Source organism: Erythrobacter longus, from assembly GCF_000715015.1.
Taxonomy (GTDB): Bacteria; Pseudomonadota; Alphaproteobacteria; order Sphingomonadales; family Sphingomonadaceae; genus Erythrobacter; species Erythrobacter longus.
Genome location: NZ_JMIW01000001.1, coordinates 1,140,875 through 1,157,394, shown reverse-complemented (window position 1 = coordinate 1,157,394; position 16,520 = coordinate 1,140,875). Strand labels below are relative to the sequence as shown.

The window sequence follows — 16,520 nt, the reverse complement described above, 5'->3', positions numbered from 1 at the left end:
CATGCTCGCCTTCATGGTTAAATATCGGTTTACGATACCTTAAGGCCTTCTGCGTAAACCCCCTCAAGAAGTGTCGGTCTGGTCGCGGACTGTCGCATAAAAGGGGAAATGGGGCTGTGACCTCGCTGGAACATAATTTTGAGCCTGACCTGTCTTCGAACCCTTTGGAGACCAGCGCACCAAATCACGACGGTGTTGAGCGCAGCGCCAAATGGCTTGATCGGTGGTCGGTTGAACAAAAGCTCAGGATAGGTGTCCTTGGCAATACGGTCGTTCTGGCTTGTCTGGTCTGCATCGTTTTGATGGCTGCATGGTTTTTCACGCAATCTGGCAAAGACCATTCGATCTCTAACGCTGTAGAAGCGCGCAGCAACAATGCGGTAGTCGCATTATACGAGGCAAGCGAAGCTCTTGAGGTCGCACAAAACGCGCAGTCGCAAGCAGAGCGTGATGCGGCGCATTCTCAGTCTCACGAAGCGATAGTCCGAGCATCTGGCTTGCTTGATGAACCGATGGTGGCATCCGGAGGATGGCTTCCGGATGACTATGCCGACACGTACATGGACCTTCGCGACGACGTCAGTGCCTTGGATCGTAAGATTGGTGGATCGGGCACAGAACCTCAGCAATTGGCCCAAATCCGCGGCGCTGTGGTGGAAACAAGAACGCAGCTGCAGGCATTCACTTCGTTTCTGAAAGGGCGGCTCAAGGAAAGCACCTCCTCGCTATTTGCAGACATTTCAGCCTTTCTGCTTGCTCTCGCCCTCGTAAGTACGGTGTGCGTCATCCTCTCAATTTTCGGGGCGCGCTATATCGCTGCAAACGTGTCTGGAAAGATCACCGGGCTTACCCGCGCGATGAAAAAGATCGTTTCCGGCGACCCTTCTGTTGAAATTCCCAGCCGCGAATGCAGCGATGAAATTGGCGGTATGGCGCGGGCTCTGGAAGTGCTTCGGCGTTCCTCATTGGAATTTAGCGAACTGAGCGAAAAGCGCGCCAACGAGATTGAAGATCAACTCAGGCGGCAAAAGATGCTGGCTGAGGAAATGCGCGAGCTGAAGCGTGAAAAGGGCCTGCTTCTCGAAAATCTGGCGAACGGCTTCGAGGTGTCAGTCGGCGAGCTCATCACCTCGGTCTCTGCGGCGGCAGAGCAGTTGAAAGCCACATCATCGCACATGGTCGAAGTCGCAGAAGGGTCAAATGATCAGGCAGATGATGCCAGCGCGGCGATGAAAAATGCTTCAACCAATGTGACAGCGGCCGCTGCTGCGACGGATGAATTTGCGCTTTCAATCCACGAGATTAGCCAGCAAGCGACCGCTTCGGCGACCCTTGCGCGCGATGCGACAAGCCTTGTAGCAAGCGCCAATACCCGCATGGATGATTTGTCAGGCGCGGCCGAAGAAATCGGCGAGATCGCAGGGCTTATCCAAACCATCGCCCAGCGCACCAATCTGCTCGCTTTGAACGCATCGATTGAGGCGGCACGAGGCGGCGAGGCGGGGCGCGGCTTTGCTGTGGTGGCAAGCGAAGTGAAAGAGCTCGCGATGCAAACATCGGCTGCGACAAGCTCCGTGGCTGAAAAGATCACATCAATGCAGGATTCCACGCGGTCTAGCGCCCGTGACCTTAACTCGATTTATCACCAGATTGGCGAGCTTGAAAAAGTCGCCGTTGTGATCGCGACCGCTGTTGATCAACAGTCCGTTTCGGGCGAAGAACTTGCGCGCAATATCGACACGGTTGCCGAAGGGTCGCGTCAGGTGAGTGAACGCCTTCTTGCCCTTCGCGAGGCGAGCGAGGAAACCGGCGTTGCGGCTAGCGATGTGGTGGCAAGCGCCAATGCGCTTGGCAATCACGCAAATGATCTGCGCGACAAAGCAGGTAAGTTTATTGCCGATGTGCGCCGTTCTGCGCGTGAGCTAGAAGCAGACAATCAGGCTGCCTAAAGCTGCCCAGTTAGACCGGCGACACGCTCACTGCGATTTGGTCACCGGGGGCAAGGTTTTGCGCCTTCATCACTTTCTTGCTGACCAGCAATATCCATGTCGTTTGCTTGTCTTGGGGAAAGACGGATGTTTTCCATGTCGTGTCGCCAATGGCCGCTGTAACCTTGACCGAACCAAAGCCGCGCTGCCTTCCAAACTCCAATTTTTGCAGCAAGGCGTGCCCTGCAAGCGCCTCTGCCTCATCACCGGTAAAACTCACAAGGTGATACGTCGCCTTCCCCCCCTGCCAGCGGCGCAAGGGAAGGGTGGCGGTGATGGTGTCACTCATTGCTAACGGTGTTTGAAACGGGGCGAACGGGCACTGGCATATTGCAGATATCAGCGCCCCCTGCTGGCACGATGAAGAACGGATCGCGGCGATTGGCGCGTGCCTCGGCATAGCGGGCGAAGGTTTCGGTCTCGGTCGAGAGATACTCGAATGCGGGGCGCTCGGCTTCGGGAAGGTCGGAGGCAACGCGGATCGAAAGGATCGGAGTGCGCTTGTCGGCCTCTTCCTCGGTGTAGAAACCCAAGACGCCTGAACCACGCGGAAGGGAGGAGAGATGCTCCATCCCGCTGATAATCCTGCCTGCGAGCGCAATATTGCGATCAAGGTGCCGAGGCGCATGGCCGATGACGGTGTAGAGTTCCGCGCCGGAGCCTGTGTCGGGGGAGTAGTTCCGGCCAACGCCAACCATGCCGTAGCAGTGGATGGGTGCGAACGAGAGAGGCTGTTCGTAGTTGTCAGTACCTATTGGCCACCCTTCGAACATTTCGACAAAGGCAGTATATGAATCCCTTTGGTGCCAACCCTGAGGGGCAGATGCTGTCTTTGTGGATTCGATCGAAATGGCGGCGATGCGTTCGCGTTCCTCGTAAAGCGGAAGATATCGCCCGCTGGCATCTCTAGGGCTATTACGTCGCTTCTCGTCAGCCAATGCCCCTAATGTGGTGGCGTCGACAACATAATCATCCTCCCCCATCACATTCAGCCCGTCAGGCAGAGGCTTGGTCTCCACATCATCACCCTCAGGATTATCATGTCCCGGATCGCCCCATTGGACGACGTAATTGTCCTGCACGCGGTTGACGGAAATCCCGTCATACCATTTGGCGCGAGCGAGAGTGCGGATGTTCTCCACCCAGCCTTGGCTAAAGGGTGCTGGCATCAACTGGATCACGACTTCGCGGCTCTTCCCGTCACGATCAGGAGCCAGCGTCATCACCAGCAAATCTTCAGCCGGTATCGCGACCCATTCGCTATCCGGCGCGGCGTCCACGATCTCATTGGGGGAAGGGGCAGTTGCTGCCTCTTCTTGCGCTGAAAGCGGTGCAAAAACGGGCGATGCAAGAGCGATCAAAGCGGCGGCTGGGGCAAGAGTGTGTTTCATCGGGACTTTCATGACATTACAGCGCTTGCACCTCAAGCCCGCTGCGTTTAGGGGGCTTTCCCAACGGAGACGTGGCCGAGTGGTCGAAGGCGCACGCCTGGAAAGTGTGTATACGGTAACCCCGTATCGTGGGTTCGAATCCCACCGTCTCCGCCATTTTGCGCTGATATATTTAGGTAATTTAGCGATCTTCCCAAAGGTTACCATAACCGCTCCTCGAAAGGGGTGGCGCTTGACTCTGCAGGCGCCGTTGCGCCGGGATTCGTGGAGGATTTACCTTGGGGCCGGCGCGCGGCGCACTCACCAATCCGCGTAATGATCTCTCCGAAGCCGACGGATAAAGCGACAAGACTGGGCTACACCTGCCAATTTCAGCATATGATCATCGTCGAGTTGCGGATTTAGCAGGAGAAATTGCAGCTAGCACTCTGCGGCATGAATTGGGCCGATTGCAGAATGTCCGGTTTGAAATAGCGCGATACGAAAAGCTGCCTTTCAGCTAACGACCGAATTGCCGACATAGTTGATCGGGCAAAGGTTGCCGGAGCTATGCTAGCACTCCTTCAATCTTAGATCGGGTGCATTTGTTGTGACAGTGTCTTACCGCGGCATCGGTGTGACTAGGTCAATTTGCGATCACCATCGACCTTGGCGGCTTCACGGTCTGGTAACACTGTTCCCGCCAATTCTCCGATATTCAATATCGTTGGCCAAAGGTGCTGACACAAGCAGGCCCTCGACTGCCTCGCTCCCATCTCGCATAAATCTCAATCGCTGGAACCCTGTTTCCGCATCAGGCCGGAAAGTGTCACGTTGATACCTAGTAAATGGGATGTGTTTGGCATCGCCAGTGCGCAGCCAAAGTTTTCCGTCCTGAGCGTATAGTGTGAGCGTCTGTTGCAGAGTGTCGCTGTAATAGGTGCCGACCAGTTCATCTGTGTTGAGCGATTCGTGCGGTACTGGCTGCATTGCGAGGCGCGGTGCGGGGATGTAGCCATCTTCGCTCACCTGCCACCGCATTTCAGTCGCACGCTCAGCTCCTGATGGCCACTTAGAAAAGTCGTGAAATTCCAGCCGCAAGTCCCTCGATGGGTTGAGCATGAACACCCCTTTGCCAATCTGCGGCAACGGCGTCCCCTCTTCGCCGAATGTCGCAAAGGTCAGCGCGTCACCGTCGCGGCGCAGCGAGAAAACAACCCCGGCAAACAGGCGGTAATCGCCGACATATCGGTCAAGTTGCTTACCTGTCTCAGGGACAAATTCTGCTATCTCCTCGGCCTCCAGCCTATCCGCGAGCACGATCTCGGCCACATCGAAAGCAAAGGCCGCTTTCAGGAAATCGCTACGGTTGCCAATCACCGCGATGGCGACCTGTTTATCTGGCTGCTCGTCAGTCACACGCAGAAGGAAGCTTCTGAAGCCACCTGTACTCCCGCCATGCGACCATGTGTCGAGCCCGCGAAAATTACGATATTCTTGGCCGTTGGTGGCGATTAATCGGCGACCACCGGGAAGAGTAGAGCGAGATGCCATCGCGGCGACTGCGCCGCTCACATCGGACCCGCCAATCTCGCCAGAATTCAAAGCATGTGCCCAGCGCAGCAGATCGCGCGGATGGGAAACGATGCCGGTCGAGCCATATGTGGCCGACAAAAGAGGTGCGTTGGCAAAGCCAGCCCCCGCTGGGTCATAGCTCACTGCGACATTGTCTATGATCTGACGGGGATCTGAGCGCACGAAACTGTGCGTCATACCGAGCGGCCCAAAAACCCGGGATTGCATGAACTCGTCAAAGGGTTGGCCTGATACTCGGGCGGTCACTTCAGCGAGCAATTGATACCCAGTGTTGCTATATTCCTGACGTTCTCCGGCGTTGAAATTGCCTCCACGCTGACGAACAAACAGATCGAGCGCTTGATCTGCCGTGGTCGGCGTCGCTTCTGTTTGCCCGATCAGTAGTAGCAGGCCGTTCTCTTCGCGCAGTCCGCTGGTGTGGTTCAGCAAATGCCGGATCGTCACAGGCGCGGAGCGCTTTTCCAACTCAGGGATAAAGTCGCGCACATCCTGATCGAGCGAGAGCTTGCCTTCCTGAGCCAGCAGCATGATCGCGAATGCCGTGAATTGCTTGCTAATTGAGCCGATGTGGAACCGCGTATCCGCACCAATGGGTACGCCGCGCTCAAGGTCCGCCTGACCCGCCCAGCGTTCATAAACCAGCTGTCCACCGACCGATACCGCGACGCTGATACCCGGTTCGCTGCGTTGTTGATGACTATCGATCAATCGGTCGAGCGCCTCCCAATCAGGATCACTGGCCTGAGCAGGCGATGCGGCCAACAATCCTGCTGCAAGTATGCAGAGCAGGGAGGAGGCGAACGCAAGGTAATGGATCATATTGGCAAGCCCTTATGGTTCATCGGTTGGAGACTGCCAAAATGCCTACAAAGACCTGACCATGCGTCCGATTACGCGAAGTCGAACCTATTCTCTGCGGAGGTTTTTGCGATAAGCCGACGGAGTCATCCCCACATGTTTGTTAAACGCAGTGTTAAATGATGACTTTGCGTTGAAGCCTGATGCGTAGAGAATCTCGGTCACGCTTAGGTCGCTTTCGGTCAGCAAACCTTGCGCATGTTCGATGCGGTAGCGGTTAAGGAAATCGAAGAAGTGCAAGCCATGTCGCTGATTGATAATCGCGGAGAGGTCCTTGGCTGCAATCCCACTGCGGCGGGCCAGCCTTGATATCGACATATCGGGGTCGAGATAGGGCCGCTGTTGCTCCATGAATGCAGTCAGATGCCGATGGTTGGCAGAACTTTCGTCAGTGCCGCAGTCATCAATTTCCTTGGCCGCAGAAACAAGCAGCCTGTCCGCTGCGCGAAAGATCTGCGGTGACAGCAAGGCTTGGAAAGCAATCGCCACGGTAATCGCAAGGACGAGGAGTGCCGCAATCATCTGCAGCGTCATCGCAATACCTGCGGGAAAGGAAGCCGCAAACAAGGTGCGAACCACAAACAGGCCATGCGCGATGAGAGAAGACGCGACGAGCAAGGCCAGCCAACGCCAGCTCGCCGATTGTCCGACAAAGTGAGCTTTCATTACCTGACGAACCCGCCAAAGAGCGTAGATAGCCGCGCCGATATAGATCGCGTATTGCGCTTCAAACAAGAAGCTCAGGAAAGGGATATCTTCCCCTCGTACGACGAAAACCAGGATCAAGACCGCAGGTGAAAAATGCAGGGCATCTTGGGCTCGCAAGGACCTCCGCTGGAAGCAGCTGAACCAAATGAAACCGGTATAGAATGGCATTTGCAGCATCGCGGCAACCGGGCGGAAACTGCTGATCTCCGGATGAGCGTCCCACCAACTGGACATGAACCAGCCGCTGATATCGATCGCCGTGATAAACAGAAATAGCGCAAGCAAAGAGTTGGCAAGCCCAATAGCCGAGGGCACGAGCAGCAAGAACGCGCCAAGCAAGATAGCCATGAAGGTAGCGAGCATCGCCGCAGTGGGAACGATCAAATCCATGCCCGCATGTATGTGTTCGACCGCGCCCTATTTCGCAAGCAGTACATTTTTAGGCCGCCAGAATTTCGGATCACCGACAGTTATGACAGCAAAGTCCGCTTTCTACCCCAATTCTCGTCCTGAGCATCGCCCTTTGCGCATGCCAAAAGCGGTCGACCACCGATGCTGGCCGACCGCAGGTGCGATCCTATTTCGGTTCGCTCTGCCAAAAGCAGCGCACCTCCCACATCGACACCGAGATACCGAACTGTATTTACGATCTTGGTGTGGCCGAGCAGGATTTGGATTGCACGGATGTTACCTGTGGCGCTATAAATCATCGCTGGCTTCGTCCGGCGAAGGGAGTGTGTCCCATATTCAGCTTTGCGTAGCCCGCTCGCTGTTACCCATTCGTCGACCAGACGAGCGTACTGTCGCGTGCTCATATGACCGTTCGGATCGATCCGGCTTGGGAACAGGTACTCGCCAGTTGATCCGCCGCGGCGCTCCAGCCACGGAAGAAGTGTCGCGCGCACATCGGCAGTCAGGTCGAATTGAACCGGGCGATTGGTCTTCTGCTGGATGACAATTGCTCGAGTGTGGATATCGGGTCCAGCCATAACATCACCGATCCTGATCTTGACCAGGTCACAACCTCGCAACTTGCTATCGATAGCCAGGTCAAACAGAGCCTTGTCCCGCAATCGTCCCTCGCGATCGAGGTGGAAACGGAACGCCCATATCTGCTTCTGCGTGAGCAGGCGTTTCGTTCCTACATTCTTGCCTGCGTTCCAAGCAACTCGCCGCTGCGTCATCGGATCATATTGTGAGTATCCCATTGATTTTCTCCTCGGCCTTCATTGGCCGACGGAAGAGGGCCCGAAGAAGGTAAAATTTGGGAGAAATTTGGGCCGGTAGCGGTCAGTCAGGTATTGGCAGACAAGGCGCGGATAGCGGACATTCGGCTTGCTGCCCAAAAGCGGAACGTTCGTTTTGCGGGTCACCCAAGGAGTAATCGGACTAAAACACCGGAATGATAGGCCCCGCTGGCAACCACTTCGCCGTGCTAGAACTTCTCAAGCGGTTTCGCGAAGGACCAGATGCGGGGGAAGAACCAGACTTTCTGTGTCTTCTCCCTCCAAGCGGCGCAGCAACAAGTCCACAAGCCCTTTTGCACCGGCAGCGATATCTTGCCTGACTGTTGTGAGCGGGGGCATAGTCTGACTTGAGATTGGAAGATCGTCGAAGCCGACTATCTTAATCTGGCCTGGCACTTCCATGCCACGTTCCCGAAGTTCTTTAAGGCAGGTGACGGCGATTGTGTCGGTTGCGGCAAAGATGCCGTCGACCTTGCCTTCGATCTCTCGCAAATGCTTGGCGATTTCTTCGCCGGTCCGCTCGGGCGACAAGTGCGTCGGAAGGGGGCGGATCGCTACACCCATTTTGGCGGCGACCTCTTTTGCACCAGCGTAGCGCGCGGCGAACTCTATTGGCTGAGTGTCGCCCAAGAATGCGAGGCTTTTAGCTCCCGACGCGATAAGCCTTTCGGCGGCGAGCTTCCCCCCTAAACGGTTGTTGGAACCGACAACGCAATGTCGCTGGCCCTCTTGGTGGTTCCCCCAGACGACCATTGGTAGATAGCCATCGGCCACATCCTCAATTCGCTCAAACTGGTCGGACTGGCCAATCACGATCACACCGTCGACCATGCCTGATCCGATAAATCGGTCCAGCCAGTCTTCGTCCTGAGCGGGGATGACACGCCTCAGCATGAGGTCATACCCTTTTTCGGTCAGCTCGTCTGCCAGATAGCCTAGCAGGGTCATGAAGAAGGTATCCGAGATCTGTTGCCTCACATCATGGCCGAGCGGGATTGCCACGCCAATAACGCCCGTTTTCTGCCTGCGAAGTTTGCTTGCCATTTGGTTTGGGCGGAAACCGTGCTCGCGCGCGATGGCCTCGATCTTCTCACGCGTTTTCGTATTGACCAGACTGTTGCCCGCTAGCGCCCGCGAAACAGTCCCCGCCGAGACGCCTGCAATTCTGGCAAGGTCCGCAAGAGTGCGAACTTTGGCCGCGCTTTCTGCGCCATTTTGAACGTCTGTGTCAGCCATCAATACCCCTTAGCTCGCGAGCGCCTTTTGTTCACGCGGAACTCTATGCCCTGCATCGACAAAGAGGGTCGCGATCGCGCCTACGATCATCAACGCTCCGCCCAGCATCAAGACATTGCGAGGATCACCGCCTAGCACTGGATTGTAAATCAGCGGCATAGTCAATGTCTGGAACAGCATGGGAATAACAATGAACATGTTGAAGATGCCCATGTAAATTCCATTGCGTTCCGCCGGAATTGAATCGGCCAGCATTACATAGGTGTTCCCCATCATTCCGGCCCAGCCAATGCCAATGCCGAGCATGAGCGCGAAAAGGGCCGGTGCAGTCTCCACTCCGGGAATGAGCAGCATCGCAATTCCCGAGGCGGTCAGGCACACCGCATGGACAGATCGCGCGCCAAGCTTCGCCACGATCGGGATCAGCAACAACGCCCCGACGAAGGCAATAAAGTTGTATAGAGCGCCCGCCTGCTGCGTGGTCAGCGTCGCTTCGCGGAATGCCGCGCTGGACGGGTCGGACGTATCGTAGATTGAACGCCCCACCGCGAACGTGATGTACTGCCAGTAGGCGAACATGGCATACCATTGGCACAGCATGGCGAGCGCGAGTTGGCGCATCGGCTTTGGCATGTCGCGGATGGCATCAACGATTTCCGCAAACGTGTCCTTTGCGGTTAGCGGTTTCTGCTCAAGAACCGCCTTCTCATCTTCGGTCATTGGCAATTCGGGAACGCGCCAGACCGACCAGACTATCGTCGAGATCGAGAGGATCGCGCCGATGATAAAGGCGATGCGAACGATGACGGGAATGCCGTTATCGTCCAGCACGTCTTGCGCAACAAAGGCCGTCAGCAAAGTGGGCGCAAGATAGGACAGGGTTTGCGCGAGGCCTGTAAAAGCACTTTGCGTGAGAAAGCCGATCGATCTTTGGTTTGGCACAAGCCGGTCTGCGACATAAGCGCGATAGGGCTCCATGGTGATGTTATTGCCAGCATCCAGAATCCAAAGCAGCGAGGCAGCCATCCAGAGCGTCGAGGAATAGGGCATAAAGAACAGGCTGATCGTGCAGATGATCGCGCCGATCAGGAAGTAGGGTGTCCGCCGTCCGAAACGCGTGTTGGTGCGATCACTCATGGCACCGACAATCGGCTGGATGATCAGGCCGGTCATGGGGCCTGCAAGCCATAGGAGCGGCATGGTTGCTTCATCCGCCCCGAGAAATCCGTAGATCGGTCCCATATTGGCTTGTTGCAGGCCGAAACTGAATTGCAGGCCGAAGAAACCGATGTTCATTTCGATGATTCGCAGCAGCGAAAGCCGAGGCTTTACGGCGGTTTGCATAATCTCAAATCCTCTCACTCGCCGTTTTGTTACCGGCGTTATGGCATTTTCGTGACATAGATTGCGCACAATTGCAATCGTTTGCAATTTGCTGTTGCAATCGATTGCAACAAGATTATGCATTAATGCGAATCGCGCAAAATGGTGCGAGCACAAAGGAGAGTATTGCCATGAAGTTCCGTCACGCTTTGGCCTTTGGCGTTGCGCTAAGTGCCTTTTCCACGCCTGCTTTCGCACAGGATCAGGGAACCGCTTCTCAGGAAGCCGCCGACGAAGGTAACGAGATCATCGTTACCGCCGTTGCACGCGGCCAGAACCGCCTCGAGAGCTCGATTTCTGTAAGTGCGGTCAGCGCAGAGCAAATCGCTGATCTTGCTCCTCCATCGTCAGCTGACCTTATCCGCCAAATCCCCGGCATCCGTTCCGAAGCCTCGGGCGGCGAAGGCAACGCCAACATCGCTGTGCGCGGTTTGCCAGTTTCAACCGGCGGTGCGCGTTACATCCAGCTTCAGGAAGACGGACTGCCCGTTCTCGAGTTTGGCGATATCATTTTTGGCAACGCCGACAACTTCCTGCGCGCCGACCGCAATGTTGCGCGCGTCGAGGCGGTTCGCGGTGGCTCTGCCTCCACATTCGCTTCGAATGCCCCCGGCGGTGTGATCAACTTCATTTCAAAGACCGGCCAGCGTGAAGGTGGCGCAATTCAAGGTACTGTGGGGGTCGACTTTGAAACCTACCGCGTCGATTTCGATTATGGCGCACCGCTCGCCGACGATCTCTATTTCCACGTCGGCGGCTTCTATCGCACCGGCGAAGGCCCGCGCGATATTGGTTATAACGGCTATGATGGCGGCCAGATCAAGGCCAACCTCACAAAGGAATTCGACGGCGGTTATGTGCGTTTCCACGCCAAATTCCTTGACGACAGCACGCCCACAATCCTGCCTCAGCCTGTTTCGGTAACCGGCACGGATGGTAACCCGGACTACAATGCGATTGCCGGCTTCGACCCGCGTTCAGATTCGCTTTACAGCCCATTCATCACGACCATCACGACCCTTGATGGTGGCAACAACCCGACGACCTACAATTTCCAAGACGGCCTGTCGGTCGAATCACAGGCATTTGGCGTTGAGGCCGAAATTGACGTTGGTTCAGGCTGGACGCTGACCAACCGCTTCCGTTACGCCAACAATTCGGGCAGCTTCGTCTCACCTTTCCCGGCCAGCGCGGGCGCGGCGCAAGATATCGCTGATGGTATCGGCGGCGCAGGATCGAGCATTGTTTTTGCTTCCGGCCCGAACTCAGGCAGCGTTGCCAATGCCGCTGACATTGGTGGCAATGGATTGCTCACCAATATCGTGAACTTCAATGTTCGCTTGAACAGCCTCGACAACGTCACAAACGATTTCCGCATCTCCAAGGACTTCGACTTTGGTGGCGGCTCGGCAACGTTCACCTCGGGCTTTTATTTGTCGCGTCAGGACGTGTACACCGATTGGCTCTGGACCGCTCACGTCCAGACCGTTCAGGGCGATGGCCAGTCCGTGCTGGTCGACATCGTCGATGCAGGCGGCAACACCGTAACAGACAACGGTGTTGTAGGCTTTGGCGCAAACTTCTTCGGCAATTGCTGCCGCCGGAATTACGATGTGCAGTACAGCACCTATGCACCTTTTGCATCGCTTGCGTTTGAGTTTGACCGTCTGACCGTGGATGCCAGCATCCGCTATGATTACGGCGATGCCAACGGCACGATCACTGGCGATGGTCCGGTCACAGACTTTGACTTCAACAATGACGGTGCGATCAGCACGGCTGAATCGCTGACCTCTGTCCTGCCACTCGGGGATGCGAGCCCGGTAAATTATGACTTTGGCTATTTCTCATGGTCGCTGGGTGCCAATTATCTGCTGACAGATGATCTGGGCATCTTCGCACGGTACAGCCAGGGCGGACGCCACACCGCCGACCGGAGCCTGTTCTCGCCCGCAGTCAGCAGGACCGATGGCGGTTTGCCCGGCGGCGATGATGGTGTGATTGCCGATGTCAATCAGCTTGAAATGGGCCTGAAGTATCAGGCAAGTGGGCTGTCGATCTACGCCACCGGCTTCTATGCAGAAACCAGCGAAACGAACGTGGAAATCGCCCCTCTGCTTCTGACAGACACCGACTACGAAGCCTACGGTATTGAGCTCGAGGGTTCGTATTCGACCGGACCGTTCACTTTGAGCGCTGGTGCCACTTGGACCGATGCCGAAATCAAGGACTCTCTCAACGCAGCGATCATCGGAAACACGCCGCGTCGTCAAGCCGACTTCGTCTATCAGGCGACGGCGCAATATGATGACGGCTTCTTCAAAGCGGGCGCCAATCTGATCGGTACTACGGACAGCTTCACGCAGGACAGCAACCAGCTGAAGCTGCCAGCCTACGCGCAGGTTAATGCATTTTTCGCAGTTCGTCCCGTTGACCGGGTCGAAGTGGCGCTCAATGCTACCAACCTGTTCAACAGCGAGGGCTTTACCGAGGCAGAAGAAGGTTCGATTCCGGCAAACGGTATCGTCCGGGCTCGCTCTATCGCGGGCCGCACGATCGCCGCGTCGGTACGGTTCGATTTCTGATGCAATGGATAAGGGCCGACCAGACACCTCGCTGTGGGTCGGCCCTTATCTTTTCCAACCAATTGTTTAAGGTGTTGGCATGACGACCGCCTGGGCCGCTGACTGTGTGCGCAAGATCAAAGCCTCACGCATTCCGCGCATTCCACTCATCAAAGAGGAAGATCCGACCACCCTCGAGACGGGGCGCGTCTATTGGGATATGTGGCCGATACAGGATCGGGACGGCCGCGTCGCATCAATCCATGGGCGCGAACTATGGATGGCCTTGTCCGCACCTGATCGCGGCGATCCAAGCCTACGCCATTTCGAGGCGAAAATTCGCCTGATCGAGCACAGGGCAGGAAAATGGTTCGATCTCGGCGATGTGCTCCCTGAATTCACTGTAGACTATGAACGCGAATGGGCAGGTTCTGCGGTCACCGATGGCGAAGGCGTTAGCCTGTACTTTACGGCGGCGGGGACAAATCATCGTCCACGTGGCTATCAACAGCGCCTCGTGGAGGCTCATGCGATTATCGGCAAAGACGGGCTACCAAACTCGTGGACTGAGCCCCGCGCATCAATCAGCGAACTTGCGCCGGAATATATGCTCGCAGACGCGCATGAAGGGGAGGCAGGCAAGATCAAGGCATTCCGCGATCCCGCCTATTTCCGCGATCCTGCCGACGGGCAGGAATATCTGATATTCACGGCCTCTCTTGCCGGTACCCGTAGCGACTACAACGGCGCAGTCGGCATCGCCCGAAAGACCGACGATGGATGGAAGCTGTTGCCACCGCTGATCCATGCTGACGGCGTCAATAATGAGCTCGAGCGGGCGCATGTTGTCTATCACAAAGGTTGCTACTACGCGTTCTGGGTGACCCAGGGCTCGACGTTCGCACCCGAGCTGAGCCATGCGCCTAACGGCCTGTATGGCATGGTGTCCGACAGCTTATTCGGTGACTATCGTCCACTCAATGGATCGGGTCTGGTACTTGCCAATCCTGACGAAGAACCCCTTCAAAGCTATAGCTGGTTTGTGACGCGTGAGCTTCTCGTTTCCAGCTTCGTCGATTTTCGCGGCCTGAAGGGAGAACCTGTTCCCACCAATCCCGACGAAGCCAACAAACTGTTTGGCGGCGTTCCCGCTCCACTTCTGAAACTTACCATTGATGGTGATCGCTGCGAACTGGCGGAAACGGTTGAGGCATGAGCTCGGCAGGCAAACTCCTAATGGGTGGTATCGAGGCTGGCGGAACCAAATTCGTGCTTGCGGTGGGATATTCACCGATTGAGATTATCGAACGGCATGAGATTCCTACGCGCGATCCGGCGACAACACTGGCTCAGGCCAGTGAGTGGTTTGAGGCGCAGGGATCGATCAACGCGCTTGGAATTGCGAGCTTCGGTCCTGTCGAACTTGATCGGTCATCACCGCTCTGGGGTCACATTACCAACACGCCCAAACCCGGTTGGGAAAACTGCGATGTGGCGGGGTACTTTGCCGACCGCTTTGGAGTGCCGATCGGCTTTGATACCGACGTGAACGCAGCCGCGCTCGCTGAGTATCAGCACGGCGCAGGCAAAGGGGCATCATCGCTTGCCTATGTCACCGTAGGCACCGGGATTGGTGGAGGTCTCGTGCTTGACGGACGAGCCGTCCACGGAGCCGCCCATCCAGAGATGGGCCACATTTTCCCGCGCCGCCATGCGGATGATCGCGAGTTCGAGGGAATATGCCCTCACCACGGCGACTGCTTAGAAGGGCTGACGAGCGGTCCGGCAATCAAGGCGCGTTGGGGAGTGTCGCTTTCCGAGTTACCGGCAGATCACATCGCGCATGAAATCATCGCCGATTATCTGGCACAGCTAGCGCACTCGCTGATTGCCATGATGGCAGTTGAGATCATCGTTTTTGGCGGGGGCGTCATGAGAACGGGTGGCTTGCTTGAGCGTGTGGACCGAAAGGCATCGGAATTCGGCGCACGATATTTTCCGGGTGGGTCGAAGCACAAGATCGTCTCACCAGACCTAGATCAAAATGCTGGGCTCGCAGGAGCTCTAATGCTCGCGCCCTTGGTTTGATGCACGCCTTTAAGGTTTCTTCGTTGAGTATCTCATGTCTGAAACTGGGGCGCAAAGCGGACCGCGGTAAAAATGACCGCGTATGGCCGGCTACGGACCAACTACTTTGAAATGGCTCGAACCACGCTTATCTCTAGCCGGCTATTGCTGCTGCAGCCGAATTGAGAGAATATCTAACGATGACTCCCTAAGAAGGAAGCTTTTATGACGCCCAAACAAAAAGCCTTCGTGCGCGAGTATCTCGTTGACCTGAATGCCACCCAGGCCGCCATTCGTGCTGGTTACAGCAAGCGCACAGCACACGTGATTGGGCATGAAAACCTAAAAAAACCTGAAATCGCCGCCGCCATTGAGGTCGCGATGGATCAGCGCACCAAGCGTACCGAGATCACCGCCGACTACGTCCTAGAGGGGATCAAGGACACGATCGAGCGGTGCCGTGGTGAGGGTGAGGCGTTCAATCCGGCGCAGGCGCTCAAAGGCTTTGAGCTGTTGGGTAAGCACCTCAAGATGTTCACCAATAAAGCTGAGGTTGCTCCAGTGGTCGGCACTGATCTCGCCAGCTACAGCGAGGATGAAAAGCGGAATATGCTTGCCGACCGGCTGCGAAAAGCCTTCAGCAAAATTGCTGCCGCAGAGTCCGAGCAGACGTCGCTCCAGTGATCCCATCTTTTCACAGGCGGGTCGCTGCGATCTTGCTAGCCGCCTGAGCGCAAGCGATAGGTCTCGCCCCCTCCTACCGACCCCCTCGCTTTTCTGGCTTTCTCACTTCGCCCGGGGGCCTGCGCTACTCTTGCCCGTCATCCATGAGGAGCGACACCTCGCTTGCTTCCGCCAGTAAAGAAGCAGGGGTGACTCTCAAGGCCGCTGCGAGACGTTCCATAACGTCCAGAGAGGCGGCATACCTAGACCGCTCTAAAGCGCTTACGTAGGTCCTGTCGACGCCGGCGGCGTCAGCTAGCTCTTCCTGCGACAAGCCTGCTGCGACACGGGCGCAGCGAAGATTATCGGCGAAGATCTGACGTAGTGCCATCACCACGATGGCTGACACGTGTTGTGTATTTCACAACGGAGTATACTCTACAAGCTGTGCCGCGGCGCTGTTTTGGCGTTCCGTTTAAGGGGATGTTAAATGGGTGAAGAATTCAGGAGTTATGCAGAACGGGTTCGCGTAGACCACTACCTGCACTGGTTTGCGGTGATCGCAGTTAGCGTATGGGCAGGGACAGTTTATGGATGGCTAGCAGCTATCGGCGCGTTCATTGCATTGCTCGTAGCAATCACGCTAACCAACACGATCATCCTCGCAAAGACTGGGAGCCTCATGGGCGTTCGGGTCAATCGTTGGGCTTGGGTGACCTTCGCGATCCTGACGATCATTGTCTCATCGGCTGAGGTGCACACCATTCAGCCATAGCGCCAACAGGGGCGTGGAAGCGGCTTGACGTGCCCCCCTGATTTTCCTCCAAATTGGATTAGAGT

General features: G+C 56.3%; 13 protein-coding genes, 1 tRNA gene and 1 pseudogene. 7 read left to right on the top strand and 8 right to left on the bottom strand.

Translation table 11 applies throughout. The features are described from left to right. Window positions 1-116 precede the first annotated feature (116 nt). Window positions 117-1,949 (top strand): methyl-accepting chemotaxis protein, encoded by a 1,833-nt coding sequence (locus EH31_RS05395; RefSeq protein WP_051698959.1) that lies wholly within the window; start codon window positions 117-119, stop codon window positions 1,947-1,949. A gap of 10 nt (window positions 1,950-1,959) precedes the next feature. On the opposite strand, the gene EH31_RS05390 is transcribed toward EH31_RS05395, so the two are convergent. Continuing rightward, window positions 1,960-2,277 (bottom strand): DUF1905 domain-containing protein, encoded by a 318-nt coding sequence (locus EH31_RS05390; RefSeq protein WP_034958498.1) that lies wholly within the window; start codon window positions 2,275-2,277, stop codon window positions 1,960-1,962. Then, the gene (locus EH31_RS05385) at window positions 2,270-3,379 is read right to left on the bottom strand and encodes a peptidylprolyl isomerase (RefSeq protein ID WP_034959090.1); all 1,110 of its coding nucleotides are present in this window, start codon (window positions 3,377-3,379) and stop codon (window positions 2,270-2,272) included. The genes EH31_RS05390 and EH31_RS05385 overlap by 8 nt, the downstream gene beginning before the upstream one ends. A 65-nt stretch (window positions 3,380-3,444) precedes the next feature. Here EH31_RS05385 and EH31_RS05380 point away from each other — a divergent pair. Continuing rightward, window positions 3,445-3,535 (top strand) — tRNA-Ser (locus EH31_RS05380). A gap of 501 nt (window positions 3,536-4,036) precedes the next feature. On the opposite strand, the gene EH31_RS16785 is transcribed toward EH31_RS05380, so the two are convergent. The 5 genes and pseudogenes from EH31_RS16785 to EH31_RS05355 form a co-directional block, all read right to left on the bottom strand. Further along, a complete protein-coding gene (locus tag EH31_RS16785; protein WP_051698958.1) occupies window positions 4,037-5,773 on the bottom strand; it encodes a serine hydrolase domain-containing protein in 1,737 nt (578 codons plus the stop codon). A gap of 87 nt (window positions 5,774-5,860) precedes the next feature. After that, complete coding sequence (locus tag EH31_RS16780; protein WP_051698957.1) at window positions 5,861-6,910, bottom strand: helix-turn-helix domain-containing protein; 1,050 nt, start codon at window positions 6,908-6,910, stop codon at window positions 5,861-5,863. Window positions 6,911-7,098: 188 nt separating this feature from the next. Further along, window positions 7,099-7,728: pseudogene (locus EH31_RS05365) on the bottom strand (tyrosine-type recombinase/integrase); the annotation flags it as partial. Window positions 7,729-7,965: 237 nt separating this feature from the next. Beyond that, window positions 7,966-9,003 carry a LacI family DNA-binding transcriptional regulator gene (locus EH31_RS05360; protein ID WP_034958497.1) on the bottom strand — a complete coding sequence of 346 codons (1,038 nt, stop codon included), beginning with the start codon at window positions 9,001-9,003 and terminating at the stop codon, window positions 7,966-7,968. A gap of 9 nt (window positions 9,004-9,012) precedes the next feature. After that, a complete protein-coding gene (locus EH31_RS05355) occupies window positions 9,013-10,347 on the bottom strand; it encodes an MFS transporter (RefSeq protein WP_034959085.1) in 1,335 nt (444 codons plus the stop codon). 170 nt (window positions 10,348-10,517) lie between these two features. Between EH31_RS05355 and EH31_RS05350 the strand changes: the two genes are divergently transcribed. The 4 genes from EH31_RS05350 (at window position 10,518) to EH31_RS17185 (ending at window position 15,701) form a co-directional block, all read left to right on the top strand. After that, complete coding sequence (locus EH31_RS05350; protein ID WP_034959084.1) at window positions 10,518-12,971, top strand: TonB-dependent receptor domain-containing protein; 2,454 nt, start codon at window positions 10,518-10,520, stop codon at window positions 12,969-12,971. A 79-nt stretch (window positions 12,972-13,050) separates the two neighbouring features. Further along, entirely contained in the window at window positions 13,051-14,166 is a 1,116-nt protein-coding gene (locus tag EH31_RS05345) for a glycoside hydrolase family 68 protein (protein ID WP_034958496.1), read from the top strand. Further along, window positions 14,163-15,038 (top strand): ROK family protein, encoded by an 876-nt coding sequence (locus EH31_RS05340; RefSeq protein ID WP_034958495.1) that lies wholly within the window; start codon window positions 14,163-14,165, stop codon window positions 15,036-15,038. The genes EH31_RS05345 and EH31_RS05340 overlap by 4 nt, the downstream gene beginning before the upstream one ends. 204 nt (window positions 15,039-15,242) lie before the next feature. After that, complete coding sequence (locus EH31_RS17185; protein WP_081853231.1) at window positions 15,243-15,701, top strand: terminase small subunit; 459 nt, start codon at window positions 15,243-15,245, stop codon at window positions 15,699-15,701. Between the two features lie 124 nt (window positions 15,702-15,825). On the opposite strand, the gene EH31_RS05330 is transcribed toward EH31_RS17185, so the two are convergent. Further along, window positions 15,826-16,071 carry a helix-turn-helix domain-containing protein gene (locus EH31_RS05330; protein WP_034958494.1) on the bottom strand — a complete coding sequence of 82 codons (246 nt, stop codon included), beginning with the start codon at window positions 16,069-16,071 and terminating at the stop codon, window positions 15,826-15,828. A 99-nt stretch (window positions 16,072-16,170) separates the two neighbouring features. Here EH31_RS05330 and EH31_RS05325 point away from each other — a divergent pair, with 99 nt between their 5' ends. After that, window positions 16,171-16,455: a hypothetical protein gene (locus EH31_RS05325; RefSeq protein ID WP_034958493.1), complete on the top strand. Its 285-nt coding sequence runs from the start codon at window positions 16,171-16,173 to the stop codon at window positions 16,453-16,455. Window positions 16,456-16,520: the final 65 nt, after the last annotated feature.

Excerpts from the sequence above, each read along its gene's own strand:
- EH31_RS17185 (WP_081853231.1), top strand. The coding sequence starts at position 15,243 with ATGACGCCCAAACAAAAAGCCTTCGTGCGCGAGTATCTCGTTGACCTG.
- EH31_RS05345 (WP_034958496.1), top strand. The coding sequence starts at position 13,051 with ATGACGACCGCCTGGGCCGCTGACTGTGTGCGCAAGATCAAAGCCTCA.
- EH31_RS05330 (WP_034958494.1), bottom strand. The coding sequence starts at position 16,071 with ATGGCACTACGTCAGATCTTCGCCGATAATCTTCGCTGCGCCCGTGTC.
- EH31_RS05390 (WP_034958498.1), bottom strand. The coding sequence starts at position 2,277 with ATGAGTGACACCATCACCGCCACCCTTCCCTTGCGCCGCTGGCAGGGG.
- EH31_RS05355 (WP_034959085.1), bottom strand. The coding sequence starts at position 10,347 with ATGCAAACCGCCGTAAAGCCTCGGCTTTCGCTGCTGCGAATCATCGAA.
- EH31_RS05350 (WP_034959084.1), top strand. The coding sequence starts at position 10,518 with ATGAAGTTCCGTCACGCTTTGGCCTTTGGCGTTGCGCTAAGTGCCTTT.
- EH31_RS05340 (WP_034958495.1), top strand. The coding sequence starts at position 14,163 with ATGAGCTCGGCAGGCAAACTCCTAATGGGTGGTATCGAGGCTGGCGGA.
- EH31_RS16785 (WP_051698958.1), bottom strand. The coding sequence starts at position 5,773 with ATGATCCATTACCTTGCGTTCGCCTCCTCCCTGCTCTGCATACTTGCA.
- EH31_RS16780 (WP_051698957.1), bottom strand. The coding sequence starts at position 6,910 with ATGGATTTGATCGTTCCCACTGCGGCGATGCTCGCTACCTTCATGGCT.
- EH31_RS05325 (WP_034958493.1), top strand. The coding sequence starts at position 16,171 with ATGGGTGAAGAATTCAGGAGTTATGCAGAACGGGTTCGCGTAGACCAC.
- EH31_RS05360 (WP_034958497.1), bottom strand. The coding sequence starts at position 9,003 with ATGGCTGACACAGACGTTCAAAATGGCGCAGAAAGCGCGGCCAAAGTT.
- EH31_RS05385 (WP_034959090.1), bottom strand. The coding sequence starts at position 3,379 with ATGAAACACACTCTTGCCCCAGCCGCCGCTTTGATCGCTCTTGCATCG.